Below are 23504 nucleotides of genomic sequence, written 5' to 3'. Positions count from 1 at the left end.
TCCCACCTCCGGATCCAAGCATGTCCGCCATGACGAGCACACCGGATTCCGAACAGGCGCGGTCCCACCCTTCGAAGCTCACCTTCGGCCTGGCCGCGGCGGCGCTGGCCACGGTCGCCTTCGCCGGTGGGATGTGGGCCGCCACCGCCCTGGCAGACGGCTCCGCGAGCGCCGCCCCCGGCCAGCGCGGCGGCGTTCTGCTGGGCCCCGGCGGCCGCACGCCCACCGCGGGCACGGTGGACCGGATCGAGGGCGACACGCTCTACCTCAAGGGGCCCAACGGATCCGAGGTCAAGGTCACGCTCGGCGCGGACACCGCGGTGCAGCTCAGCCAGCCCGGCAAGGTCGGCGACATTCAGCCGGGGGCCACCGTGACGGTGCAGGGTGAGCGGGCCGCGGACGGGTCGGTGACCGCCCGTCAGGTCACCGCGCAGAGTGCGCGCTGACCGCGATGAACGCCTCAGCGGGACGGGGCGGCCCGAGCTGCGGGCCCTGACCGGCGTCCACGCCGATCCCGGCCAGCCAGTCCAGCTTGGCCGGGCTGTCCACCCCGGAGGCGATCACCTTGACGCCCACCTCGTGCGCCAGCTCGGTCAGGCTGGCCACCACCCTGGCCACCGAGGAACCCGGATCGGGCTGCGCACCGAGTCGCTGCACCAGCACCCGGTCGAAGCGCACCCCGTACACCGGCAGCGGGGGCAGCCGGACGAAGTCGGTGAAGTCGCGGCCGAACTCGTCCAGGGCCACCGTGACACCCATGTCGGCCAGCACCCGCAGGTTGTCCGCGGCGTCGCTGTCCTCCCGGACCACCGCGCGCAGCGGCATCCGCAACCGCAGCCGCTGCGGGGGCAGCCCGGCCTCGGCCAGCGCCTTGCGCACGTTGTCCACCAGGTCAGGGTCCTGGGACTGGTACGGGGTCAGGGTGGCCAGCACGATCGGCGGATCGCCCTGCGGCGGCCGCCATTCCGCGGCGTCCCGGCAGGCCCGCTTGAGCACCCAGCGGCCCAGCGCCAGGATCAGCCCGGTGCTCTCGGCCAGCTCCACGCACTTCTGGTGCGGCAGCGGCCCCAGCTCCGGATGCGCCCACTCCACCAGCACCTCGGTGGCCATCAGCTCCCGCCCGCCCAGCCAGCGGATCGGCTCGTAGCGCAGGCTGAACTCGCCGTTCTCCACCGCGCCCGGCATCGAGGCGGCCAGCTTGAACCGGGCCCGGTCGCGGGCCTCGCGGGCCGGGTCGAACAGGCCCCACTGCGCCTTGCCGCTGGCCTTGACCCGGTGCAGCGTCAGGTCGGCCGCGCGCAGCAGCTCGGCGGCCACCATGCCCTTGGCCGGGCGCTGCACCACGCCGATGCTGGCGGTGACCGCGACCCCGTAGCCGTCCAGGTAGGTCGGCTCGGTCAGCTCCTCGTTGATCCGGGCGGCCAGCCCGGGCACATCCGGCGGGGTGGGTGAGTCCTCGATCAGGATGGCGAACTCGTCGCTGCCGAAGCGGGCCACCATCGCGTTGTGGCCTGCCACCGCGGCCCGCAGCCGCTGCGCGGTGGTCTTGAGCAGCTCGTCGCCGATGTGGTGGCCCAGCCCGTCGTTGATCACGGTGAAGCTGTCCAGGTCCAGGTGGCAGAGGGTGATGATCTGCCCGGCCTCGGCCCGGCCGAGCACGCTCTGCAACCGGGAGTGCAGGTACTGCCGGTTGGGCAGGCCGGTGAGCTGGTCGTGCAGCGTCTGGTGACTGAACCGGCCCTGCAGCAGGTGCAGGTTGGTCAGGTCCTCGACCATGGTGACGTGCCCGTTGGGCCGCCCGTCCGCGTCGTGCAGCAGCGAGACCGCGAGGTAGGCGAAGACGCTGTCGGCTTCCTTGCTGACCAGCCGGGTGCGGCAGCGGAACCGGTCCACCTGCTCGTCCACCAGGTGCCGGTACAGCAGCGCCAGGTCGGCGGTCTCCTCCGGCGCGAACAGGTCCGGCACGGTGAGGAAGCCCAGCTCCGGCCCGGTGTAGCCGAGGATCTCGGTGAAGGCCTGGTTGACCTCGATGAAGTTGCCGTCCAGATCGCTGATCGCGATGCCCATGGCGGAGGCGGTGAACAGCTCGCGGAAGCGGCTCTCGCTGACCCGCAACTCCCGTTCGGCGTCCAGCTTGGCGTTGAACAGCGCCTTCTTGAGCTCTTCCTGCTGGTTGAAGGTCAACTGCCGGACCCCTTCGGCGAAGCCCGCGGCGAACTCCGCGAGCAGCGCGGTGACCTTGGGTTCGTCGACCGAGCCCTGCCGTTCGGCCAGCTCGCGGCGGCAGCCCTCGCCGAGCAGCTCGATGCTGCGGCGTAAGGCCAGTCGGCTGGTGATGTTGCCGAGCACCAGCTGGGCGCCGGCCCGGCCGGCCGGGCGAGGGTCGAACGGGTCAGCGGCGACCAGGTCGAGGAGTTCGTCGACCAGGTCGAGCAGCTGCTGCTCGAGCTGTTCCCTGGACAGTGGCACATAGGCGGCCGTGCTGACCGCCACCGTCCACCGCCGGGCCAGCTCGGCGCGACCCGCGGGGCTCAATCCCACCTCTCATGGCAACACGCACCAGAACCGGGCAATTACCGCCCGTAGCATATCGCGTCAGGTCACGATCACGACACGGCAGCGCCCGCCGTCCCTCCATCGAGTCTGGGCGGCTCAGCCGCCGTCGAGTTCGGCCAGCAACAGCCCGCTACGGGGCTTGGGGGTGAAGTAGGTGCTCTTGCGCGGCATCCGCCGCCCGGCCTCGTGCACCGCGAGCACGTCCGCCAGCGGCACCGGCGCGATCAGCAGCTCGATGTCGCCAGGCTCCCGCGGCGCGGGGCGGCGGCCACCGGGCACGGCCAGCACGCTCCGGCCGCCCGGGTCCAGTCCAAGCGCGGCCGCGATCAGCGTCTCCTCCACCGCGCTGTGGTCGATGCGCGGCAACGGTTCCCCGGCCGGCGGTGGGGGCAGCTCGACCCGCACGGCTTGACCCTCCGCGCGCGCCAGCACGGTGCCGGGCATCGGCTCCTCGGCGGGGTCGGCCTCGGTGACGGTCAGCCCGTGCGCCCGCCAGGCCCCGGCCACCTGGGCCAGGCTCAGGCCGGTGCCGGCCAGCACCCGGTGGATCGGCCCGACCCGCAGCAGCGGTCCCGCGGTGACCAGCGCGAGCAGGCCGCCCAGTCCGGCGGCCTCGGCGGCGGCGACCCGGTGGTTGCCGTCGGCCACCAGCAGCGGGTGCCGTCCGGCCAGCGCGAGCAGCTCCTCCCGCTGCTGCCCGGGACCGAGCAGCCACAGGCGGTGCCGGTTGCCCAGAACGTCCACAATGGACACTTCGGGATCGCCGAGGCCGGCCACGGTGGTGCGCAGCGCGGCGGTCAGCTCCTCGCCGCCGCAGACCGGGACCAGCAGCGCGGAGCTGGTCAGGCAGCCCAGCTCGGCCAGCACCGCGGCGCGCTCGGCCACGATGTCCGGGTAGACCTCCTCGGTGCGCCGCACCGCGGAGCCGTGCACCTCGTCCACCTCGGCCGGGTCGGCCAGGCAGAGCAGGCCGAGGGTGCTGCCGTCCGGGCCGTCCACCTGGTAGGGCGCCACCACGTCGGCGACCCGGCGGTAGGACTCGCGCTGCAAGCGGCGCAGCTTGGCGCGCGCGTCCGGCAGCACCTGGCTCAGGCCGCGGTGGCGGGCCAGCGAGTCGGGCGTGCGGTGCGGGTGCTGCACGGCGAGCAGGGTGACCCGGCCCGCGGTCTGCGCGGACAAAGCGGCCCTGACCTGGCGCGGATCGGTGAACTCGTCCACGTCGGGGCCGGGCACGGCCTCCCGCACCACCCAGGCGGTGCTCAGCGCTCGCAGCATCCCGCCACCGTCCCACCCGGTGAAACGATGGTCAATCAGACCCAGGTCGGGATGTCGCAACTGTCACAGTCGTTACCGGGGAAGGTAATCTCGCTGGGTATGGGGGTTGTTTTCGGACAGCACCGGCCAGGCCGGGGAGTCAGCGCGGTGGAGAACCCGCAGCTCCCCGGCCTCGGCATGGCCAGCGGCACCCTGGCCGAGCTGCGTGCGCGGGCAGGCGGCCAGGCCGGTCTGCACGCCCCGCAGCGCATCGACTTCCACCTGATCGCCCTGGTCACCGCGGGTTCCGGCACGCACACCGTGGACTTCGTCGCGCACGAGTGCCGCCCCGGCACGCTGCTGTGGGTGCGGCCGGGCCAGGTGCAGCAGTTCACCAGGGACGACGAGCTGGAGGCCTGCCTGGTCTTCTTCGCCCCGGCCTTCCCGCCCCGGCTGCGCGCCGCGGACTACCTGCTGACCCGGCGCGGCGGCCCGGTCCGCTGGCAGCTGGCCGGCCCGGACCTGGCCGCGATCACCGCGAACCTGGAGCTGCTGGCCGCCGACTACGCGCGCACCGACACCGGCGACTACACCGCCTGGACCGAGCTGCTGCGGCACCTGCTGGCCACGCTGCTGCTGCGGATCGCCCAGCTCCCCCGGCCGAGTGAGTCCGAGCGCAACGGGAACAATCCGACCTTCGCCCAGTTCCAGCGCGAGCTGGAGCGCTTCTTCGCCCAGACCCGGCAGGTGGAGGACTACGCGGACCGGCTCGGCTGCTCCAGCAAGACGCTGACCCGGGCCTGCCGCTCGGCCACCGGTCAGGCGGCCAAACAGCTGATCGACGCCAGGGTGGCCCTGGAGGCCAAACGTCTGCTCGCCTACACCAACCTGCCGGTGGCCAACATCAGCCGCAGGCTCGGTTTCAGCGAGCCGACCAACTTCGGCAAGTTCTTCCAGCGGGAGACCGGCCAGTCCCCGTCCACGTTCCGCTCGGGGCTGCTGCGCTGACCGTGCTCACCAGTGCGACACGGGCAGGTACATCACGCAGAAACCGAGGAACAGGCCCAGGATCGCCCACCGGCGGGGCGCGGTGCTGCGGTTGAGGAAGGAGACCGCGGCGAGCACGAAGAGCACCGAGCCGAGGGTCAGTCCCACCGAGGCCACGGTGAACAGCGGCCCGGGCCACGGCTCGGCCAGGCCGTACCCGGCCAGCCCCACCTGGGTGTACTTCAGCAGCGGGAAGGCCAGGCTGCCCCCGGCCGCGGCCCAGGCCAGCAGCAGCATCGGCCCGGCGGGCACGGTGTGCCGCCAGGGCCGCACGGTGGCCAGCGCCAGCACCCCGCACACCGCCCGCAGCACCGAGTCGGCCAGCACCGAGGCCAGCAGCGGCGCGTTCAGGTAGTCGCCGCTGAGCACGTGCCCGGCCAGGTCCAGGAACACCCACAGCACGTAGACGATCACCCAGACCGCGGCGGCGTACGCCGGCCAGACGGGTCTCCAGCGCGCGGTCACCGGCCGTGGTGGCCGGTCCAGCGTGCTGACCCCAGAGTTACCTCCCCGCATATGACAACGGTGGAGGCTAACTCGGCGGAACGGAAGGTCTCCGGCGCGGAGAAAATTGAAATCGCGCAAATCAGGTGCGCACCTTACCAACCTGGGCGGCCGTTTCGGGGCGCGCATGTCAAGTGGAACTGAAATCTCGAACAAGAACCGCCTTCGGTCGGTCCGGCTCCAGCAAATCGGCCCCTACCTGGAGGTTTGGCCGTTTCGTACGGTCGGTGAGATCCCGGCTCCCCTGAGCCACCGGATAACCGTTTCAGTACCGGCGGGAGACCTCATTTGCCCAGAAGAACTCGAACCACCTGGCTCGCCAGGCTGGCCGTGTTGACGGCGGTGGCCGCCTCGATCGTGACGGTGGCCACGTTATACGCACAGTCACCATCCGCGGATGAGTCGGGTCAGCCCCGGCCCGTGCCGCACGCGCCCGTGGCCCCGGGCGCCGGAGTGGGCGACCCGCTGCCGCCCGCACCGGAGCCCTCGGTCGCCGCCGAGGTGCGCACCGCCGCCACTGGCACGGTGCTCGCGCACGGCAAGGGTGTCGTGGTGGACGAGGTGGCCGTGGCCGAGCGCGCCCGCCCGGTGCGCAGGCTGACCGTCTCGGCCGCCTTCGAGGTCCGCGCCCTGGACTACGAGCTGCTCATCGACGGCAAGCCGGTCGGCAGGGGCCTGCTGACCGAGAACCTGGACGCGGCCAGGGCCGTGCTGTCCGAGGACGTCCAGCTCAAGCCGGGCGCCACCGTGACCTACCGGTACGGCGACGAAGCGCCGGTCACCGTCGGCACGCTGACCATGGGAGGCCCGCGATGAGGCGCCTGCTCGCCGCGGCCCTGCTCACCCCGCTGGCCGCCACCGTGCTCGTCGCGGGCACCGCGCAGGCCGCGCCCGCCGAGGTGCCGGACCCGCTGGTCAACGGCACGCACCAGGTCAGCGAGGCGCCCTACGACCTGGGCGACAGCGCCTACACCCCGCCGGGCTTCGCCAAGCCGGTCGAGCTGACCGGGCAGGTCTACTACCCGAGTGATGCGGCCAAGGGCCCGTACCCGCTGGTGCTGTTCCTGCACGGCAGGCACGCCACCTGCATGTCCGCGCCCACCGGCGGCACCGCCACGCTGGCCTGGCCGTGCACCCAGGGCCGGCTGCCGATCCCCAGCCACCGCGGCTACGACTACGCCGCCCGCGCGCTGGCCAGCCACGGCTACGCGGTGGTCTCCATCAGCGCCAACGGCATCAACGCGGTGGACAACGCCGACGCCCAGTACGGCATGGTCGCCCGCGGCCACCTGGTGCTCAAGCACCTGGACCTGTGGCGGGACTGGCGGGACCAGCCCGGCGCGCCCATCCCGCAGGAGGCGGTGCGCTCCTTCGACCTGGGCAAGATCGGGTTGATGGGGCACTCCCGCGGCGGCGAGGGCGTGGTGCGGGCGGTGGAGCTGAACTCGCAGCGGCCACAGCCGTACGCCATCAAGGCGATCCTGCCGCTGGCGCCGACCGACTTCCACCGGCGGATCCCGCTGAACCTGCCGGTGGGCACGCTGATCCCGACCTGCGACGGCGACCTGTCGGACCTGCAGGGCGTGCACTACTACGACGACGCCCGCTACAGCGACCCCAACGACATCGGCGTGCACACGATCTTCACCGTGCTGGGCGCCAACCACAACTACTTCAACACCAACTGGGCGCCCAGCAGCGGCCTGGCCGGCGCGCTCGATGACTGGCGTTCCTCCAACACCAGCTCGCAGTGCCACCCCTCGCAGTCCACCCGGCTGACCGAGGAGCAGCAGCGCAAGGTCGGCAACGGCTACCTGGGCAGCTTCTTCCGGCACTACCTCGGCGGCGACGCCGCGTTCGCGCCGCTGTGGAAGGGCGAGGCCGGCACCCCCGCCTCGATCGCCCCGGCGACGGTGCTGGTGAGCTACCACGCGCCGAGCCAGAACAACCGGCGGCTGGACATCAACCGGTTCGCCGCGGCCGACTCCGACAAGGTCAACCAGCTGGGCGGCCAGGTGGTCCCCGGCGGCACGCTGACCTCGCGGCTGTGCGGCGGCACCGCGAGCACCACGGACGTCTCCTGCCTGAACACCAAGCAGGCCAGCCGTCAGCGGGAACCGCACCGCGGCTGGGGCACGCTCGGGGTGTCCGCGCAGCGGCTGCTGTGGGGGCACATCTCGGACACGCTGAGCAACACGATTCCGGTGGCGTACCAGGACGTGCGCAAGTTCAGCGCGGTGCGGTTCCGGGCCGCGGTGGACTTCACCGACCCGGCCAACCCGGCAGGCGTGGCCCAGGACCTGCAGGTCGTGGTGACCGACCGGGCCGGTGGGCGCAGCTCGGTGCCGGTGGCGCAGTTCGGCAAGGCCCTGGACTACCCGCACGTGCCGCCGGGCACGCCGGATGTCATCCCGCACCTGCTGTTCAACCAGGTCCGGGTGCCGTTGAGCGCGTTCAGCGGAGTTGATCTGTCCCGGGTGGACAGTGTGTACCTGGCGTTCAACAAGACGCCGAAGGGCGCGATCGCGCTGGCGGACCTGTCGTTCACTGATTGATCGACCACTCACTGACAGCCCCCGGTTCCAGTGCCGGGGGCTGTCGGCTGGGCGGGGTCAGTCGCGGGCGGCGCGCCGCAGCCCGCGGTCAGTGGCGGGCAGCCCGGCCCAGTCCGCGGTCAGTGGCGGGCAGTTCGGCCCAGTCCGCGGTCAGTGGCGGGCGGCCCGGCCCAGTCCGCGGTCAGTGGCGGGCGGCCCGGCGCAGCCCGCAGTCAGTGGCGGGCGGCCCGGCGCAGCCCGCGGTCAAGTCGCGGGCAGTTCGGCCCAGCCCGCGGTCAGCCGCGGGCAGCCCAGCCCAGCCCGCAGTCAGCCTCGGACCGCCCAGCCCAGCCCGCAGTCAGTCGCGGACGGCACGACCCAGCCTGCGGGCCGCCTCCGCCAGTTCCGCGAGGTCGGCGGCGGCCGCGAAGCTCAGCCGCAGGTGCGGTCCCGGCGGCTCGGCGGCGAAGTGGCCGCGGCCGGACACCACGGTCACGCCTTGGTCCCTGGCCTCGCGCACGACGTCCTCCTCCGCGCGGTCCAGGGCGAGCCAGAGGTGCAGGCCGGTCGACGGCTGACTGACTGTCCACTGTGGAGTTTCGCGCGCGAGGGCCGCGGCCAGGGTGGCGCGGCGGTCGGTGAGGACGGTGGCGAGGGCGCGCAGGTGGCGGTCCCAGGCCGGGGTGCTGAGCAGTTCCAGGGCGGCTTCCTGGAGGGGGCGGGGCAGGAAGAAGTCGTCCACGAGCCTGGTGGCGCGCAGGCGTTCCAGCACCGGGCCGCGGGCGATCAGCGCGCCCACCCGCAGGCTCGGGGCGGCGGGTTTGGTGAGCGAGGTCAGGTAGACCACGGTGCCGTCCGGGTCGTCGGCGACCAGGGGTGGCGGGGGCGGGGCGGCGTGGCCGAGGTGGCGGGCGAAGTCGTCCTCGATGACGAAGGCGTTGGCGGCGCGGGCCAGTTCCAGGACCTGGCGGCGGCGGTCGGCGGCCAGTGCGGCGCCGGTGGGGTTGTGGCAGCCGGGCTGGAGGTAGAGCAGGCGGGCCCCGGTGCCGAAGGCGTCGGCCAGCAGGTCGGGGCGGATTCCGTTGGCGTCCAACGGAACCGGCACCGGCCGCAGTCCGGCGGCGCGGGCCGCGGCGAGCGCGCCCTGGTAGGTCGGGGACTCCACCAGCACCGGGCTGCCGGGCACGGCCAGCGCGCGGAAGGCCATCGCCAGCGCGCCCTGGCCGCCGCCGGTGACCAGCACGTCCTCGGGGCCGAGGTCGCCGCCGGCCATCCGGGCGAACAGGGTGCGCAGCGGGGCCAGGCCCTGCGAGGGCGCGCGGTCCCAGGCGTCAGGTCTGCGGGCGGCGCGGGCCAGCGCGGCGGCCAGGGCGCGGGTGGGTTGCAGGGAGGGGTGCAGGTAGCCGCCGGCCATGGTGATCGCGCCGTCCGGGGGCGCGCTGAGCAGGTCGGTGACGGTGAGCGGGTCGAGCGGGCGGCTGGGCAGGGTCACCGTCTGCCAGGAGGTGTCGCCGCGGGCGGGCGCGGCCCGGCGGGGTGCGACGAAGGTGCCGGTGCCCGGCCTGGTCTGCACCAGCCCCTCGGCGGCCAGTAGCGCTACCGCCCTGGCCACGCTCACCGGGCTCACGCCCAGCTTGCGCACCAGGTCGCGGCTGCTCGGCAGGCGTTCGCCGACCGCGAGCCGGGCCACCTCGGTGCGCAGCCGGTCCGCCAGCCAGGCCACGGTGCTACTCTGGGACATGAGAGACAACGATAGCGCTATCGCACTGGATCTGGCAGCGCTACGGGCGGACACCCCGGGCTGCGAGTCGGTCATCCACTTCAACAACGCGGGCTGCGGGCTGCTCGCCCGGCCGGTGCTGGCCGCCATGCACGAACATCTGGACCTGGAGGCCCGGATCGGCGGCTACGAGGCGTCGGCGGCGCGAGCCGGGCAGGTGCGCGACTTCTACGCCGCGCTCGCCGAGCTGATCAACTGCCGCCCGGAGAACATCGCCTTCGCCGGTAGCGCTACCCACGCCTACACCAAGGCGCTGTCGGCGATCCCGTTCCAGCCCGGTGACGTCATCCTGACCACCCGCAACGACTTCATCTCCAACCAGATCGCTTTCCTGGCCCTGCGCAAGCGCTTCGGCGTGGAGGTGGTGCACGCGCCCGACCACGCCGACGGCACCGGTGTGGACGTGGAGGCGATGGCCGCGCTGATGCGCAGCCGGCGGCCCCGGCTGGTCGCGGTCACCCACGTGCCGACCAACTCCGGCCTGGTGCAGCCGATCGCGGAGATCGGCCGCCACTGCCGCGAGCTGGACCTGTTGTACCTGGTGGACGCCTGCCAGACGGTCGGCCAGTTCGAGCTCGACGTGGCCGAGATCGGCTGTGACCTGCTCTCGGCCACCTGCCGGAAGTACCTGCGCGGCCCGCGCGGCTCGGGCTTCCTCTACGTCTCCGACCGGGTGCTGCGCGAGGGCTACGAGCCGCTGTTCATCGACATGTACGGCGCCCGCTGGACCGAGCCGGACCGGTATGAGCCGGTGGCCTCGGCGGCCCGGTTCGAGGAGTGGGAGTTCCCGTACTCGACCCTGCTGGGTTGCGCGGCGGCGGCCCGCTACGCGCTCAAGGTCGGCATGGCGGAGGTGGAGCGCTACTCCCCCGCACTCGGCGCGGACCTGCGCGCCCGGCTGGCCGAGGTGCCGGGGGTGCGGGTGCTGGACCGGGGCCCGCGACTGTCCGCGATGGTCACCTTCGCGATCGCCGGGTGGGATGCCGCGGCGTTCAAAGCGGCCCTGGACGAACGCGGGATCAACTCGGCGCTGAGCTTCCGCGAGTTCGCCCAGTTCGACTTCCGGGACAAGGAGGTCGACTGGGCGCTGCGCCTGTCCCCGCACTACTACAACACCGAGGAGGAGGTGGCCACGGTCGCGGCCGCCGTGGCCGAACTGGCGGCCTGACCCGGTGGCGTCCCGGGCGCGCCCCTGCCGCGCGCCCGGGGCACCGCGGGTATCAGGGGAGCAGCAGGCCGTTCTTGCCCGCGCGGGCGTCCTCGAAGCGCTTGCCGACCTCGGTCCAGTCCACGACGTTCCACAGCGCGTTGATGTAGTCGGCCTTCACGTTGCGGTACTGCAGGTAGTAGGCGTGCTCCCACACGTCGAAGACCACCAGGGGGGTGGTGGCGATGGAGAGGTTGGAGTGGTGGTCCTTGAGCTGCTGGGTGATCAGCCGCTGACCGATCGGGTCCCAGGCCAGCACGCCCCAGCCGGAGCCCTGGATGGTGGTGGAGACCGCGTTGAGCTGGGCGCGCAGCTTGTCGAAGGAGCCGAACTCCTCATCGATGGCCGCGGCCAGTTCGCCGGTGGGCTTGTCGCCGCCGTTGGGGGAGAGGATCTTCCACCAGACCACGTGCATGGCGTGTCCGGCCAGGTTGAAGGCCAGGGTGTGCTCCAGGCCGACGATGGAGCTGAAGTCGCCCTTGTCGCGGGCTTCGGCGAGCTTGTCCAGGGTGTCGTTGGTGCCCTTGACGTAGGCCGCGTGGTGCTTGGAGTGGTGCAGCTCGTTGATCTCCCCGCTGATCGCGGGCTCCAGCGCGGAGTAGTCGTAGTCAAGTTCCGGCAGCACGTACTGAGCCATGGGTGCGTCCACTTCCTCGTTGCCTTGAAGTTGTGCGCCCAGCCAACAACCTCTAGCTAACTGGAGGTCAACCCGATTGTGACGCCGGTCATGATCACGTTGTGGAGATCCGTATGCTGAGCGTGTGGGCACGGACACGCGGGGTCGCTTCGTGGACAAGGTCGCGCTGGTCACCGGTGGCACCAGCGGCATCGGGCTGGCCACGGCCGAGCTGCTGCTGCGCGAGGGCGCGAAGGTGGTGGTCACCGGCCGCAGCCAGGAGCGGCTGAGCGCGGCGCGGCGGCGGCTGGGCAGCCCGGACCGGGTGCTGGCCATCCGCGCCGACTCGGCGGTGCTGCCCGACCTGGACGAGCTGATGGCGCAGGTCCGCGGCCAGTTCCGCGGGGTGGACGTGCTCTTCGCCAACGCCGGGACCGGGGTGTTCAAGCGGACCGAGGAGTTCACCGAGGAGGACTTCGACTGCGTGGTCGACGTCAACTTCAAGGGCGTGTTCTTCACCATCCAGAAGGCGCTGCCGCTGTTCCGCAACGGCGGCGCGATCGTGCTCAACTGCGCCGCCTCCTTGCACCGCGGCCGCGCCGAGACCAGCATCTACAGCGCCACCAAGGCCGCGGTGCACAACCTGGCCCGCACGCTGGCCGCCGACCTGGCCGAGCGGCAGATCCGGGTGAACTCGGTGAGCCCCGGCTACATCGACACCGACATGCTCAACGAGGCCACCATGGGCCCGGTCACCCCGACCGTGCTGCGCACCGAGACGGTGGCCAGGCGGCTCGGTCGCGCCGAGGAGGTCGCGGAGGCGGTGGCCTTCCTCGCCTCGCCGGGCGCGAGCTACGTCAACGGGCAGGACCTACTGGTCGACGGCGGGCTGGTCCGGTCGATCAGCAGCTGACCTGCCCGGCGGCCGGCTGGGCGGGCCGTCCCGTGACGACAGCCCGCCCAACCGCCCTGCGACGCCGCGCCGGGACCCAGTGCCCGGCGGGTGCCGAGATCAGGGTGCGGAGACTGGTTTTACGGCCATTGTTGTTCGGGTTCTCGAACTCCTCATCGAGGACGTTCTTGAATGCCCGGCAGGCGTCGTCGTAGCTCATCTCGTCTCCCACACCCGCCCTCAATCCCGGCCGGATCAAACATGTGGCCCCTGACCCGGTTCCGCGCCATTCCTCGTACGCGATCGCCCATTCCACGCCGCGGCCCCACGCGGATACGCCTGGAGCTGGGCCGGGGTCCAGTCACAGGCCGGCACACCGGGCAATCCCAGCTGCGCCAAGGGTGGCGGGGTTCGGGCGGTGCCGTCCAGAGCAGTCGTGCCACGTCCGAACCCCCTCCCTCGCGCGCCGGGCCACAAATGCCATTCCGCCGATAACGCGGCTTGAAGTCGAGACTCCGGGAGGAAAAGCGGCACGACAAGAAAAATTGGGCCGACTGCACCATTGGGAAGTCGCCTGAGCCTGATAAGGCGTGCGGGCAGGAATTCGACAGCGGGGCTGTACGTAAATGTACGTATCGTTCCTGACCCGATAGGGTGACGGCCATGCGCGTCGAACACCACGACGGCCAGGCGGCCTTCCTCGAAGCGCTGTCCGCCCTGCTCGCGGTCTGCGACACCCTCGACGACACCAAGATGCTCGCGGCCAGCCGGTGCCACGGGTGGACCGTCGGCGACGTGATCGCGCACGTGCACCTGGGCCTGCAGGAGATGCTGCTGGGCCTGGTCTCCCCCACCGACGCGACGCCGGACACCGACGCGGCCAGCTACTGGCAGGGCAGGCTGCCCGGCCGCGAGACCGAGACCGAGCGGATCGGCCAGATCCAGTACGTGCGCAGGCTGGCCTCGGCCTACCGCCGCCCCACCGGGCTGCTCGGGCACCTGCGCCCGACCTCGGACGCGGTGTCCAGGATGGTCACCGCGCTGCCGCCGAACACGGTCCGGTTCCAGGGCAAGGTGCTGACCTCCGGCGACTTCCTGGCCACCTGGGCGGTCGAGGTGGCCGTGCACCACCTGGACCTCAAGCACGAGCTGACCCTGCCCCCGCCCGCGCCGACCGCGCTGAAGCTGGCCCGCGGCACGGTGGAGTCCCTGGCGGGCGCGCCGATCCTGCCCGCGCTCGACGACGAGGTGATCGTGCTGGCCGGCACCGGCCGGGTGCCGCTGACGGAGTTCCAGCGCCGCACGGCCGGCCGGTTCGCCGCGAGGCTGCCGGTCTTCGGGTGAGGACGGGCGGCTCAGGCGTCTAGGGTTGGGCATGATCGCGAACCCTTGGCTGGCCGGTCCCACGCCCACCGCGAAACTCCCCCGCCCGCGACTGGAAGAGCGCATCCTCAACCTGCTCGCCACGCAGAACCTCTGCGTGCTGGCCACCACCGGCGCGGACGGCCCGCTGGCCACCCCGGTCCGCTACTACAGCGACGGCTTCACCCTCTACGTGACCTCCCAGGCGAAAACCCCGAAGCTGCGCAACATCGAGGCCGACCCCCGGGTCTCCATCGGGATCTTCGCGCCGTTGGCCGGGCTGGCCAGCTCGCGGGGGGCGCAGCTGTTCGGGCGGGCCGAGGTGCTGTTGCCGGGGTCGGCGGAGTTCGAGGCCGGGATGGCGGTGTACCTGTGGCAGTCCGATGCCGCTGAGCGGGGGCGGTCGGTGACCGAGACGCCGCAGAACCCGTTGCTGCGCATCGGGATCGACCGGGTGGTCTACACCGAGCACTGGCTGCGGCGGGAGGGGTTCGCGCCGCGCCAGCGCTGGGTCCGCGAGGACTAGCCGCCCAGCTCGACCGAACCACCGGGGACCACCTTGCGGGTCGCGCGGTAGCTGTAGGCGGCGTACACCACCAGCCCCACCAGCAGCCACAGCCCGAAGCGCCACCAGGTCTCGGCCTTGAGGAAGGACATCAGCCAGACCGAGAAACCCACGCCCAGCAAGGGGACCACCGGCATGCCGGGGCTGCGGAAGCCGCGGGGCAGGTCGGGGCGGCGGTAGCGCAGGACCACCACGGCGAGGCAGACCAGGACGAAGGCGAACAGCACGCCGATGTTGGTCAGCTCCGCCGCCTCGCGGACCGGGAGCAGGCCGGCCAGCACCGCGGCCACCGCGCCGATGATCCAGGTGGCCCGGTGCGGCACCTGGCGGCGCGGGTGCAGGGCGCCGAACCAGCGCGGCATCAGGCCGTCGCGACTCATCGCGTACCAGAGCCGGGAGGCGCCCATCATGAACGAGAAGCTCACCGTGACGATGCCGAGCACCGCGCCGACCGCGATCACCGTGCCCACCCCGCCCAGGCCGACCGCCTCGAACGCGGCGGAGAAGCCGCGGGCCGGGTCGACCTGGGTGTAGTGCACCATCCCGGTCAGCACGACGCAGGCCAGCGCGTAGAGCACCATGCAGATCGCCAGGGACAGCAGCATCGCCTTGGGCAGGTGGCGCTGGGCCTGTTTGGACTCCTCGGCCGCGGTGCTCAGCGCGTCGTAGCCGAAGACGGCGAAGAACACCGTGGCCGCGCCCGCCACCGCACCGCCGAAACCGAAGGGCGCGAACGGTTCCAGGTTCGCACTGTCCACTTTGGTCAGTCCGACCACGACGACCAGCAGCACCACCGCGATCTTGACCACGGTCAGCACCGCGTCCACCCGGGCCGAGGTCCTGGTGCCCCGGTTGAGCAGCCAGGCCACGCCGAGGCAGATCAGCATGGCGACCAGGTCGACCCGGTGCCCCTCCCCCGTGCCGGGCGCGCCCATCATCCACACCGGCAGCTCGATGCCCATCCGCTCCAGCAGGAAGCCCGCGTACCCGGACATGCCGATGGAGACCGCGGCCACGATCGCGGTGTACTCCAGCAGCAGGTCCCAGCCGATGATCCAGCCCACCACCTCGCCGAGCACCGCCGAGGCGTAGGTGTAGGAGGACCCGGCGCGCGGCACCATGCCGGCGAACTCGGCGTAGGCGAAGGCCGCGCACACCGAGGCCGCCCCCGCGATCAGGAACGAGATCAGCACCGCCGGTCCGGCCACGTCCCTGGCCACCGCCCCGGCCAGGCTGAAGATCCCCGCGCCGATGATCGCGCCGACGCCGATCAGGGTGAGCTGCCCCAGCCCGAGCACCTTGGCCATCCGGGGCTGATGTGCCTGGTCAAGTGGGGGCAGCGGGCGCCGGAACACCCCGCGCGGCCCCGTGCCCAGCAGTCCGTCGCCCACGGAATCACTCACCCTTCGTGTCCCAGGTCACAGTGCCGCCGAGCTTGGCTGGCCGGACAGGGCCCGGGGAAGGTGGCCGACCCCGGCAAAACCTCGGGGTGAGCGCCAGCAGCGCTCGCGGAAACTGGCCGCTGAAACATCCTTCGCACCTGCTGTGACCAGGCACAACGTCGAGCCCCGGCGAATGGCCGGGCCGCCGGTGCGCGGGCGCGCGCGCCCGGGTGAGGTGCGGGTGACGTGCGCGGACGATCGGCCGGGCGGGACCGGCTCCGGAGGGGGTCGCACCACCCGATCTGGGGGTGGGAATTCCCGAAATTCGCCGGACGGGGTAGGGTTCGTCGCGTTAACTGATTTTTTGTGGTCGGAGGATTTGTGGCAACTGGCAGTGTGAAGTGGTTCAACGGGGAAAAGGGCTTTGGTTTCATCGCGCAGGACGAGGGCGGCCCTGACGTCTTCGTGCACTTCTCCGCGATCAACGGCACGGGCTTCAAGGAGCTCCAGGAGGGCCAGAAGGTCACCTTCGACGTGACCCAGGGCCCCAAGGGCCCGCAGGCCGAAAACGTCACCGGCCACTGATGGCGACGGCCTGAATATTCAGGCAACCGGGCTGTCTTCATGACAGCCCGGTTTTCGCTTTTTCTGGGGTAGCTCAGCGCTTGGCGGCGTGGTGGCGGGACAGCACCCAGGCGGCCGCGGCCGCGTCCTGCACACCGAGGCCGACGCTGTGGTAGACCACCAGGTCACTGGGCGCGCGGCGGCCCGGCCTGGTGCCGCAGAGCACCTCGCCCAGCGAGGTCAGGTCCCCTTCGGTGAGTACCCCCTCGGCGACCGCCCGCATGATCGGCCCGGCGTGGCCGGTCGCGGTGGGCACGTGGTCCACCACCACCCGGTCCGCCCGGTCCAGCAGCGCCTGGTCCACCTCGTGCCGGTCCGGGGCGAAGGAGCCGACGCTGACCACGGTCGCGCCGGCGGCGACCTCCGCGGTGGGCACCACCGGGGTGTGGCTGAGCGTGCCGGCGATCACCAGGTCGGCGTCCCCGACCGCGGCCACCGGGTCAGGCACCGGCACCACCTCGACCCCCAGCTCCTCGGTCAGCTGCCCCGCGGTGTGCGCGCAGCGCTCCCGGTTGGGGCTCCACATCCGGATCCGGCGCAGGTTGCGCACCCTGGCCAGCGCGCGCACGTGCCAGCGCCCCTGCACCCCTGAACCGAGGATGGCAGATCGCCCGCGGTGGGCTGGGTCAGCGCGTCCACCGCCACCGCCGAGGCGGCCGCGGTGCGCACCGCGGTCAGTTCCCCGCCGGCCAGTACCGCCAGCACCTCGCCGGTGAGCGGGTGCAGCACCACCAGGGTCGCGGTGATCGCGGGCAGGCCGCGGGCCGGGTTGTCCGGCTGCACGCTGACCACCTTGTTGACCACGCCGTGCGCGGTGGAGACCCGGCCCAGGTAGCTGAGCACGGTGGCGCCGTCCGGGCTGTTCAGCACCGCCTTCTCCGCCACCAGGCCGCTGCCCTCGCCCAGCGCGGTGAACGCCTGCCGCTGGCTGTCGATCACCCCGTCCAGCTCCAGCAGGGCCGACACCTCGGCCTCGGACAGCACCACGGGACCCGCACTCGCCGTCATGACTCCAGTCTGGCCACACCCCCGTCCGTCGGCCACGGGGTCGCGCGACCGAGGCCAACTCTCCGTGACGCTGAGCGCGAGCAAGTGTGCGCGTTGGGTGGCTTGTCCGATCCGGCGCGCGCCCTACGGTGAGCTGTGTGGACACGACGACGTTGACCTCGGTGATCGACGGCAAGGCCGTGCGCGGCACGGACTACCTCTCCCGCAACCCCGCCGAGCCGGCCGACGTGGTCGCCACGGTCCAACTCGGCGGCGCGGCGGACCTGGTGCACGCCGCCGAGGTGGCCAGGGCCGCGCAGACCGAGTGGGCCGCGGTGCCCGCGCCGGTGCGCGGCCGGGTGATCGCCAACCTGGGCAGGCTGGTGGAGGCCAACCAGGAGACCCTGGCCAGGCTGGTCACCAGGGAGATCGGCAAGCCCTACGCCGAGGCGCTCGGCGAGGTGCAGGAGATCGTGGACACCTGCGACTTCTTCCTCGGCGAGGGCCGCAGGCTCTATGGGCAGACCGTGCCCAGCGAGATGCCGGACAAGCAGCTGTTCACCTTCCGGGCGCCGGTCGGGGTGGCCGTGGTGATCACCGCGGGCAACTTCCCGGTCGCGGTGCCCTCCTGGTACCTGGTGCCCGCGCTGCTGTGCGGCAACGCGGTGGTGTGGAAGCCCGCCGAGTACGCCGCGGCCAGCGCGGCCGCCTTCGCCGAGCTGGCCTGGCGGGCCGGGGTGCCCGCGGGGGTGCTCGGCCTGGTACTGGCCGACGGACCGTCCACTTTCGACGGTCTGAGCACAGCGCTGGCGCGGCGGCTGGTGGACAAGGTCGGCTTCACCGGCTCCAGCGCGGTCGGGGAGCGGATCGGCGAGCTGTGCGGGCGGCACCTCCAGTCGCCCTGCCTGGAGCTGGGCGGCAAGAACCCGATGGTGGTCACCGAGGACGCCGACCTGGACCTGGCCGTGGAGGGCGCGCTGTTCTCCGGCTTCGGCTCGGCGGGGCAGCGCTGCACCTCGCTGGGCACGGTGATCGTGCACGAGGACGTGCGCGCGGAGTTCACCCGCCGCTTCGACGCCGCGGTGCGCGCCGCGGTGGTCGGCGAACCGGACGGCCCTGTCCTCTACGGACCCTTGCTGGATCAGAAGTTCGCCGACTCCTATGAGTCCACATTGGACTGGATCCAGCCGCACCACACCGTGCTCGGCTCCACCGGGATCGGCCGGATCAGCGCGGACAACCCGCGGGAAGGCTTCCACGGCAACGCCGGGACCGGCCTGTACTACCACCCGGTGGTCGTGGACGGGGTGCGGCCGACCGACCGGATCTTCCTGGAGGAGACCTTCGGGCCGATCGTCGGCATCACCGGCTACCGCGAGTTCGCCGAGGCGGTCGAACTGGCCAACGCGCCCGGCTACGGGCTGTCCTGCTCGATCTACACCACCGATCCGGCCAAGGCGTTCCGGTTCCGGCAGGGCATCGGCGCGGGCATGGTCAGCGTGAACAACTCCACCTCCGGCGCGGAGGCGCACCTGCCGTTTGGCGGGAATGGCCGCTCCGGCAACGGTTCCCGGCAGTCCGGCATCTGGGTGCTGGACCAGTTCACCCGCTGGCAGTCGATGAACTGGGACTTCTCCGGCAGGTTGCAGAAGGCGCAGATGGACGTCACCACCGTGCAGCCGGAGCTGGGCTACCGGCTGCCCGAGCACTGGGCCGGGCGGTGACCGGCCGCGCCCCGCTGCCCGCCGCGACCGACGTGGTGGTCATCGGCGGCGGGGTGATGGGCGTCAGCGCGGCCTTCCACCTGGCCGAGGCCGGGGCGGAGGTGCTGCTGCTGGAACGGGACGAGCTGGGTTCGGGCAGCACCTGCCGGGCAGCGGGCGGGGTGCGCGCGCAGTTCTCCGACCCGGTCAACATCGAGCTGGGCAAGCGCAGCCTGGCCGCGTTCGAGAACTTCGCGCAGCGGCCAGGCGGGGAGATCGACCTGGCCCAGCACGGCTACCTGTTCCTGCTGGACAACGCCGAGGACGTGGCCGCCTTCGAGGCCAGCGTCACCGTCCAAAATGGACTTGGCGTGCCCAGCAGGATGCTCGAACCCGCTGAGGCGAAACGACTCTGTCCGCTGATCGACACCGACGGGCTGCTCGCCGCCGCCTACTCCCCCACCGACGGACACTGCACCCCGGAGGCGGTGGTGCAGGGCTACGCGCGGGCCGCGCGGCGGCACGGGGCGCTTATCCGGCGGCACTGCGCGGTCACCGGCATCGACACCGAGGACGGGGAGATCCGCGCGGTGCGCACGGGCGAGGGGGCCGTGCGCACCGCGACGGTGATCTGCGCGGCCGGGGCCTGGTCGGCCGAGGTGGGCGCGATGGCCGGGGTGGCGCTGCCGGTGCGGCCGCTGCGCAGGCAGATCCTGGTCACCGAGCCGGTGCCGGACCTGCCGCCGGAGCTGCCGATGACCATCGACTTCGGCACCAGCTTCTACTTCCACGGCGAGGGTGCGGGGCTGCTGGTGGGCATGTCGGACCCGGACGAGGAGTTCGGTTTCCACTTGTCCCGCACCGACTCCTGGCTGCCCAGGCTCAGCGCCGCGGTGGCCAGGCGGGCGCCCGCGCTGACCGAGGTGGGCATCGCGCACGGCTGGGCCGGGCTCTACGAGGTCACCCCGGACCACAACGCGGTGGTCGGCGAGGCGGCCGGGGTGCGCCGGTTCCTCTACGCCACCGGCTTCTCCGGCCACGGTTTCCTGCAGGGACCGGCGATCGGCGAGGTGCTGCGGGACCTGGTGCTGGGCCGGGAGCCGGTGGTGGACGTCGCCGCGCTGGACGTTCGCCGGTTCGCCGGGGCCGGGGTCCGGCCGGAACACAACTGCGTCTGAGAGGAACCTCGGTGGACCTGCACGAGTTCGACGAGTGGGGCCCGGAGAAGGTGGTCAGCGTCTCCGACTCGCGCACCGGGATGCGCGGCGTGCTGGTCATCGACAACACCGCGCGCGGTTCCGGCAAGGGCGGCACCCGGATGGCTCCTGGGGTCACGGTGGCCCAGATCGCCCGGCTGGCCAGGGTGATGACCTGGAAGTGGGCCGCGGTGGACCTCTTCCACGGCGGCGCCAAGGCCGGCATCCGGTGGGACCCGGCCAGTCCGGACAAGGAGGCGGTGCTGCGCGCCTTCGTCCGCCGTCTGGCCGACCAGATCCCGTCCAGCTACGTGGCCGGGCTGGACATGGGCATGACCGAGGCGGACGCGGCGATCATCCAGGACGAGCTGGGCGACCGGGGCGCCGCGGTGGGCGTGCCGGAGGAGCTGGGCGGGGTGGCCTACGACAAGATCGGCGTCACCGGGCACGGGGTGGCCGAGTCGGTGGACGCGGCGCTGGCGTTGCTGGGCCGCCCGACCGCGGGCGCACGGGTGTCGCTGCAAGGGTTTGGCGCGGTCGGCCTGGCCGCGGCCCGCCGTCTGCACGAGCTGGGCGCGGTGGTCATCGCGCTGTCCACCAGCGAGGGCGCGGTGCACGATCCGGACGGCCTGGACGTGCCGCACTGGCTGGCGCTGCGCGCCGAGCACGGCGACGCCTGCGTGAAACTGGCTCCGGCGCAACGGGTTCCGGCCGGGGCGGAGCTGCTGGTGGACTGCGATGTGCTCATCCCGGCCGCGGTGCAGGACGTCATCGACGAGCCGACCGCGGCCCGGATCAGGGCGAACCTGGTGGTGGAGGGCGCGAACCTGCCCACCAGCCCGGCCGCGGAGTCCGCGCTGGCCGAACGCGGGGTCACCGTGGTGCCGGACTTCATCGCCAACGCCGGCGGGGTGGTCGCGGCCGCCTTCGCCATGGACGCCCGCTACTCCCCGTTCCGGCCCGATCCGGCCGCGATCATGGCCACAGTGGCGGCGAAGATGCGGGCCAACACCGAGCTGGTGCTCACCGAGTCCCGGCGCACCGGCGTGCTGCCCAGGACCGCGGCGATGCGGATGGCCCAGGACCGGGTGCGCACCGCGATGGCGTTGCGCGGCCGCCTGCCCCGCTCCCGGTAGGCAGAATGACCACCATGGCGACGATCTACCACAACCCGCGGTGCAGCACCTCCCGCAACACCCTCGCGCTGCTGCGGGAGTCCGGCGAGGAGCCGACCGTGGTCGACTACCTCAAGACCCCGCCGACCCGCGAGGAGCTGGCCAAGCTCATCGCGGACGCGGGCCTGACCCCCGCGCAGGCGGTGCGGCGCAAGGAGAAGCTGTTCACCGAGCTCGGCCTGGCCGGGGCCGATGACGAGGCGCTGCTGGACGCGATGGCCGAGCACCCGATCCTGATCGAGCGGCCGTTCGTGGTCACCGGCAAGGGCACCCGGCTGGCGCGGCCGATCCAGAACGTCGAGGAGATCCTCTAACCACCTTCGGCCAGGCGCTTGATCGCGGACAGGCGGCTGTCCCAGTCCGCGGCCACCCGGCGCAGCCACTCCGCGGTGACCAGCAGCGCCTCCGGGCGGACCGCGTAGCGCACCTCCCGGCCCTGCCGCCCGCCGGTGACCAGCCCGGCCCGGTCCAGCACCACCAGGTGCTTGACCACCGCCTGCCTGGTCACCGGGAGGTGCTCGGCCAGGGTGGTCGCGCTGGCCGAGCCGAGCCGGGACAGCCGCTCCAGGAGCTGGCGCCGCAGCGGGTCCGAGAGCGCCACGATCACCTCGTCGACCTGGTCGGTCATCCTGCGAGTTTCTCCGCGTAGGCGACCAGCTCGTCCAGCTCCGCCTGCCAGCCGCCCACGTTGTCCTGGTACTGCTTGCGCTGCCGGTCCGGGGACACCGCCAGGGACTCGAACCCGGTTTCCACCACGGTCAGGCTGGTTCCCCCGTTCTCCTCGGCCAGGGTGAACTCGACCAGTGAGGTCTTGCCCTCCTCGGCCGGTCCGTGGTCGACCAGGTTCCAGCGGTAGGAGAAGAAGCGCGGCGGGTCCACCGCGACGATGGTGGCCTGGCTGGTGCCGTGCTCGGTCCAGCCGAAGCTGGCCGCGCCGCCGGGGCGCAGGTCGACCTGCGCGGTCTGGCCGAACCACTGGGCGATGTGCTCGGCCTCGGTGAGCACCGACCACACCCGCTCGGGCGGGGCGGCGATGTGGATCTGACGTTCGATGCGGTCCATGTTGTCCTCCTCTAGGCGCAACCCCAGAGTTGCACATGACCGTTCGGGGCGCAACTCTTGGGTTGCAGATACCACGTAGGGGGTGCGGTGGCCTGTCCGATCTCCGTAGAGTCGCGCAATGCTCAACCCGATCCATCTGCGGACCCTGCGGGAGTGCGTCCGCACGGGATCCTTCGCCGAGGCGGCGCGCAACCTCGGTTACACGGCCTCCGCGGTCTCCCAGCAGATGGTGCTGCTGGAACGCGCGGTGGGCGCCCCGCTGTTCGAGCGGTCCGCGCGGAGTGTGCGGGCGACCGCGGTGGCCGAGCTGCTGGCTGAGCGCTGCGGCGCGGTGCTCGGCGCGCTGTCCACAGTGGAACGGGAAGCGAAAGCCCTGGTCGCGGGCGACGCGGGCACGTTACGCCTGGCCAGCTTCGCCACTGCCAACGCCAAGGTGTTACCGGTGGCGCTGGCCGCGATCGTGGCCGCGCGCCCCAACGCCGAGGTGCACCTGGACGAGGGCGAGCCGGACGAGGTGCTCGGCGGCGTGCTGGAGGGCACCCTGGACGCGGCGGTGGTCTTCGCCTACGACCTGGATCCCCGGGTGTGGCCGGTGGAGCTGCGCGGCACCGAGCTGCTGGCCGAGCCGCTGACCATCGCCGTCCCGGAGACGCACCGGTTGGCCGGCGGCCAGGAGGTGGACCTGGCCGAGCTGGCCGGGGACCGCTGGATCTGCACGAGGGCGGACACCGCGGGCGCGCGGTCCCTGGGCCGGATGGCCACCGCGGCCGGGTTCGACCCGGCGATCATCTTCCGCAGCAACGACTACGGCGTGGTCGCCGAGCTGGTCGCGCGCGGGCTGGGAGTGGCCATGATGCCCAGGCTGGCCGTGCCGGACCGGGGCGTCCGGGTGCTGCGCCCGGCCGGGTGGCAGGCCTTCCGCCGGGTGCTGGTGCTGCACCGCCCGCAGAACAGCAACCCCCTGCTGCCACTGGCCCTGGACTGCCTGGCGCGCTCTTGCGCCGATCTGCGCACCCGCTGGTCGCCCTAGGCCGGGTCGTCAAAGCCCCGTCTGCGGG

General features: G+C 72.3%; 25 protein-coding genes. 14 read left to right on the top strand and 11 right to left on the bottom strand.

What is annotated here, in order from left to right; translation table 11 throughout:
* Positions 1-29 precede the first annotated feature (29 nt).
* Positions 30-446: a DUF5666 domain-containing protein gene (locus M8C13_RS32880; protein WP_252484662.1), complete on the top strand. Its 417-nt coding sequence runs from the start codon at positions 30-32 to the stop codon at positions 444-446.
* On the opposite strand, the gene M8C13_RS32875 is transcribed toward M8C13_RS32880, so the two are convergent.
* Together M8C13_RS32875 and M8C13_RS32870 are read right to left on the bottom strand one after the other, a co-directional pair.
* On the bottom strand, positions 424-2535 hold the full coding sequence (locus M8C13_RS32875; protein ID WP_252484661.1) for a bifunctional diguanylate cyclase/phosphodiesterase: 2112 nt from the start codon (positions 2533-2535) through the stop codon (positions 424-426). The two genes, M8C13_RS32880 and M8C13_RS32875, sit on opposite strands and share 23 nt — an antisense overlap.
* 117 nt (positions 2536-2652) lie before the next feature.
* Entirely contained in the window at positions 2653-3831 is a 1179-nt protein-coding gene (locus M8C13_RS32870; RefSeq protein ID WP_252484660.1) for a DUF1015 family protein, read from the bottom strand.
* Positions 3832-3930: 99 nt separating this feature from the next.
* Between M8C13_RS32870 and M8C13_RS32865 the strand changes: the two genes are divergently transcribed.
* Positions 3931-4818: an AraC family transcriptional regulator gene (locus tag M8C13_RS32865; RefSeq protein WP_252484659.1), complete on the top strand. Its 888-nt coding sequence runs from the start codon at positions 3931-3933 to the stop codon at positions 4816-4818.
* 6 nt (positions 4819-4824) lie between these two features.
* Here the strand turns inward: M8C13_RS32865 and M8C13_RS32860 are convergent, their stop codons facing one another.
* On the bottom strand, positions 4825-5373 hold the full coding sequence (locus tag M8C13_RS32860; protein WP_252484658.1) for a hypothetical protein: 549 nt from the start codon (positions 5371-5373) through the stop codon (positions 4825-4827).
* 408 nt (positions 5374-5781) lie between these two features.
* Here M8C13_RS32860 and M8C13_RS32855 point away from each other — a divergent pair, with 408 nt between their 5' ends.
* Positions 5782-6177, top strand: a complete 396-nt coding sequence (locus M8C13_RS32855) for a hypothetical protein (RefSeq protein ID WP_252484657.1) — start codon at positions 5782-5784, stop codon at positions 6175-6177.
* On the top strand, positions 6174-7916 hold the full coding sequence (locus tag M8C13_RS32850) for a hypothetical protein (RefSeq protein ID WP_252484656.1): 1743 nt from the start codon (positions 6174-6176) through the stop codon (positions 7914-7916). The genes M8C13_RS32855 and M8C13_RS32850 overlap by 4 nt, the downstream gene beginning before the upstream one ends.
* A 337-nt stretch (positions 7917-8253) precedes the next feature.
* On the opposite strand, the gene M8C13_RS32845 is transcribed toward M8C13_RS32850, so the two are convergent.
* Positions 8254-9636, bottom strand: a complete 1383-nt coding sequence (locus M8C13_RS32845; protein WP_252484655.1) for a PLP-dependent aminotransferase family protein — start codon at positions 9634-9636, stop codon at positions 8254-8256.
* Between M8C13_RS32845 and M8C13_RS32840 the strand changes: the two genes are divergently transcribed.
* Positions 9635-10843 (top strand): aminotransferase class V-fold PLP-dependent enzyme, encoded by a 1209-nt coding sequence (locus M8C13_RS32840; RefSeq protein WP_252484654.1) that lies wholly within the window; start codon positions 9635-9637, stop codon positions 10841-10843. The two genes, M8C13_RS32845 and M8C13_RS32840, sit on opposite strands and share 2 nt — an antisense overlap.
* A gap of 52 nt (positions 10844-10895) precedes the next feature.
* On the opposite strand, the gene M8C13_RS32835 is transcribed toward M8C13_RS32840, so the two are convergent.
* On the bottom strand, positions 10896-11519 hold the full coding sequence (locus M8C13_RS32835) for a superoxide dismutase (protein WP_252484653.1): 624 nt from the start codon (positions 11517-11519) through the stop codon (positions 10896-10898).
* 124 nt (positions 11520-11643) lie between these two features.
* Here M8C13_RS32835 and M8C13_RS32830 point away from each other — a divergent pair, with 124 nt between their 5' ends.
* Positions 11644-12411, top strand: coding sequence for an SDR family NAD(P)-dependent oxidoreductase (locus M8C13_RS32830; RefSeq protein ID WP_252484652.1), 768 nt, complete (start codon positions 11644-11646; stop codon positions 12409-12411).
* Here M8C13_RS32830 and M8C13_RS32825 read toward each other — a convergent pair.
* On the bottom strand, positions 12401-12610 hold the full coding sequence (locus M8C13_RS32825; RefSeq protein ID WP_252484651.1) for a hypothetical protein: 210 nt from the start codon (positions 12608-12610) through the stop codon (positions 12401-12403). The two genes, M8C13_RS32830 and M8C13_RS32825, sit on opposite strands and share 11 nt — an antisense overlap.
* 443 nt (positions 12611-13053) lie before the next feature.
* Between M8C13_RS32825 and M8C13_RS32820 the strand changes: the two genes are divergently transcribed.
* Both M8C13_RS32820 and M8C13_RS32815 read left to right on the top strand, forming a co-directional pair.
* Positions 13054-13734, top strand: coding sequence for a maleylpyruvate isomerase N-terminal domain-containing protein (locus tag M8C13_RS32820; protein WP_252484650.1), 681 nt, complete (start codon positions 13054-13056; stop codon positions 13732-13734).
* A gap of 31 nt (positions 13735-13765) precedes the next feature.
* Positions 13766-14278 carry a pyridoxamine 5'-phosphate oxidase family protein gene (locus tag M8C13_RS32815; protein WP_252484649.1) on the top strand — a complete coding sequence of 171 codons (513 nt, stop codon included), beginning with the start codon at positions 13766-13768 and terminating at the stop codon, positions 14276-14278.
* On the opposite strand, the gene M8C13_RS32810 is transcribed toward M8C13_RS32815, so the two are convergent.
* Positions 14275-15720, bottom strand: a complete 1446-nt coding sequence (locus M8C13_RS32810) for an amino acid permease (protein WP_252484648.1) — start codon at positions 15718-15720, stop codon at positions 14275-14277. The genes M8C13_RS32815 and M8C13_RS32810 overlap by 4 nt on opposite strands.
* Positions 15721-16080: 360 nt before the next feature.
* Here M8C13_RS32810 and M8C13_RS32805 point away from each other — a divergent pair, with 360 nt between their 5' ends.
* Positions 16081-16284, top strand: a complete 204-nt coding sequence (locus M8C13_RS32805; RefSeq protein WP_185003781.1) for a cold-shock protein — start codon at positions 16081-16083, stop codon at positions 16282-16284.
* Positions 16285-16357: 73 nt separating this feature from the next.
* On the opposite strand, the gene M8C13_RS32800 is transcribed toward M8C13_RS32805, so the two are convergent.
* Entirely contained in the window at positions 16358-16909 is a 552-nt protein-coding gene (locus tag M8C13_RS32800) for a hypothetical protein (RefSeq protein ID WP_252484647.1), read from the bottom strand.
* Positions 16801-17331 (bottom strand): hypothetical protein, encoded by a 531-nt coding sequence (locus M8C13_RS32795; protein ID WP_252484646.1) that lies wholly within the window; start codon positions 17329-17331, stop codon positions 16801-16803. Before M8C13_RS32795 ends, M8C13_RS32800 begins: the two co-directional genes overlap by 109 nt.
* A 137-nt stretch (positions 17332-17468) precedes the next feature.
* On the opposite strand from M8C13_RS32795, the gene M8C13_RS32790 reads away from it, so the two are divergent.
* The 4 genes from M8C13_RS32790 to arsC are packed head-to-tail and all read left to right on the top strand — an operon-like array spanning position 17469 to position 21698.
* Positions 17469-19034 carry an aldehyde dehydrogenase family protein gene (locus M8C13_RS32790; RefSeq protein ID WP_252484645.1) on the top strand — a complete coding sequence of 522 codons (1566 nt, stop codon included), beginning with the start codon at positions 17469-17471 and terminating at the stop codon, positions 19032-19034.
* 56 nt (positions 19035-19090) lie between these two features.
* Positions 19091-20191, top strand: coding sequence for an FAD-dependent oxidoreductase (locus M8C13_RS32785; RefSeq protein ID WP_252484749.1), 1101 nt, complete (start codon positions 19091-19093; stop codon positions 20189-20191).
* Between the two features lie 11 nt (positions 20192-20202).
* Positions 20203-21345 carry a Glu/Leu/Phe/Val dehydrogenase gene (locus tag M8C13_RS32780; RefSeq protein ID WP_252484644.1) on the top strand — a complete coding sequence of 381 codons (1143 nt, stop codon included), beginning with the start codon at positions 20203-20205 and terminating at the stop codon, positions 21343-21345.
* Between the two features lie 14 nt (positions 21346-21359).
* Entirely contained in the window at positions 21360-21698 is a 339-nt protein-coding gene (gene arsC, locus M8C13_RS32775; protein WP_252484643.1) for an arsenate reductase (glutaredoxin), read from the top strand.
* Here the strand turns inward: arsC and M8C13_RS32770 are convergent.
* Together M8C13_RS32770 and M8C13_RS32765 are read right to left on the bottom strand one after the other, a co-directional pair.
* On the bottom strand, positions 21695-22012 hold the full coding sequence (locus M8C13_RS32770) for a helix-turn-helix transcriptional regulator (protein ID WP_252484642.1): 318 nt from the start codon (positions 22010-22012) through the stop codon (positions 21695-21697). The two genes, arsC and M8C13_RS32770, sit on opposite strands and share 4 nt — an antisense overlap.
* A complete protein-coding gene (locus M8C13_RS32765; RefSeq protein WP_252484641.1) occupies positions 22009-22446 on the bottom strand; it encodes an SRPBCC family protein in 438 nt (145 codons plus the stop codon). Before M8C13_RS32765 ends, M8C13_RS32770 begins: the two co-directional genes overlap by 4 nt.
* Before the next feature lie 118 nt (positions 22447-22564).
* Between M8C13_RS32765 and M8C13_RS32760 the strand changes: the two genes are divergently transcribed.
* Positions 22565-23476: a LysR family transcriptional regulator gene (locus M8C13_RS32760; protein ID WP_252484640.1), complete on the top strand. Its 912-nt coding sequence runs from the start codon at positions 22565-22567 to the stop codon at positions 23474-23476.
* The last annotated feature ends 28 nt before the right edge of the window (positions 23477-23504 follow it).

Source organism: Crossiella sp. SN42 (assembly GCF_023897065.1).
In the GTDB taxonomy this organism is placed as follows: domain Bacteria; phylum Actinomycetota; class Actinomycetes; order Mycobacteriales; family Pseudonocardiaceae; genus Crossiella.
Note: the sequence above shows the minus strand (reverse complement) of the source record. Positions and strands in the feature narration are given on the sequence as shown.